The sequence below is a fragment of the Microvirga sp. GN3 genome (assembly GCF_055792825.1).
On record NZ_JBVVAK010000379.1, the window covers coordinates 1 to 1,176 of the forward strand.

Consider the following 1,176-nt stretch of genomic DNA (forward strand, 5'->3'; position numbering starts at 1 on the left):
GATGCCGAGGGTGGCGATCGCCGCAGAGAAAGAAGACCGTGACATGGGACATGCTCCTTGCGTGACTCGAAGCCCCACAGCTTACGAACAAGCGGGGCAGGAGCACGGCCGGATCATCCCATTAACCGAGGTCGACCATGAGGTATCTTCTGTCGGGGAGGGAATGGACGCGGCAACTCTCCTACTGGCAATCGGCCTTGACTGTTCGCTCTCTGCCGTCCGCAGGCCCACGCGGCCGAAGATCCGTCCGACCGGCTGTTCCTCAGCCAGATCCGAAGGGGCGACCGTGGCTGAATGAACAGTGCGATGGCTAGGCTATGGCGCGGCAACATCCTGTACTGAGGCGAGTTCCACGGGGACGGTCCAGCTCTCGGCAAAGCGAACAAACGCCCGCAAGCCTTCGATCCGCTGCGTTCTCTGATCCTCGGGCAGACCCGGGCAGGTGGCATCCACCAAGGCCGCTAACTCGTCACGGCTGGGCCGGCGCTCCCGGATCTCGCGGGCCCACATGGCGATCTGTGAGGCCTTGCCAGCGCAGGAGGGACATTCGTCGACGATCTCCCGCGCGAGGGTCATGATCTGATCGAGGGGACTGATGTCAGGGTCGGCGGGCATAGGGAAACGCTGTCATTTCGGGTCGAGCGTGAGATCGCCGCCAGGCGTGCCGGGTGCCGGGATCACCGGTGTCGTGCCCGGGTTCGGCACGGGCGGGCGCACGGCCATGTCGGGGGCGATGTTGGCCGGCGGGCGGATTACACCATCAGTGCGTTCGAGCTTGTCGCTGAGCGGCGCATCCGAGCGGCCGACCGAGCCGGTGGAGCGCGGATCCTGCGGGCCGGTGCTCTCGGTTTTGAGGGTCTCGGACGACCGAGGCTGATCTTGGGCGAGTACCGTTTGTGGCGTCCCGGCGACGAGGCCAGCCACCGCGACACTGATCAGGAGAAGCTGTTTTGGTTTGAGGCGCATGCGTGGCCTCCCTTAACCTAGGTTAAGTTCAGCTATCCAACGCGAGCTCGCCTGCAGCCGTTCCATCCCGTACCTCAGTTGGCAAGATTGTACCGGAGGTTCTCTGCTCAGGGGCTGAATTCTAGTGCTTGGAGACAGTCCGATCCTCGACGATCTCGCTCACAGTCCATTTTGTGGACTGAGCGGTCACAGCTCCTGTGGGTTTGTCTT

At 63.4% G+C, this 1,176-nt stretch carries 2 protein-coding genes; both read right to left on the reverse strand.

What is annotated here, in order from left to right:
• Window positions 1–315: 315 nt before the first annotated feature.
• A complete protein-coding gene (locus tag ACS5Q1_RS47970; protein WP_473104796.1) occupies window positions 316–615 on the reverse strand; it encodes a hypothetical protein in 300 nt (99 codons plus the stop codon).
• A gap of 12 nt (window positions 616–627) precedes the next feature.
• The gene (locus ACS5Q1_RS47975) at window positions 628–966 is read right to left on the reverse strand and encodes a hypothetical protein (protein WP_473104797.1); all 339 of its coding nucleotides are present in this window, start codon (window positions 964–966) and stop codon (window positions 628–630) included.
• Window positions 967–1,176 lie beyond the last annotated feature (210 nt).

Coding starts and splice junctions, on each gene's coding strand:
- ACS5Q1_RS47975 (WP_473104797.1), bottom strand. CDS start 966: ATGCGCCTCAAACCAAAACAGCTTCTCCTGATCAGTGTCGCGGTGGCT.
- ACS5Q1_RS47970 (WP_473104796.1), bottom strand. CDS start 615: ATGCCCGCCGACCCTGACATCAGTCCCCTCGATCAGATCATGACCCTC.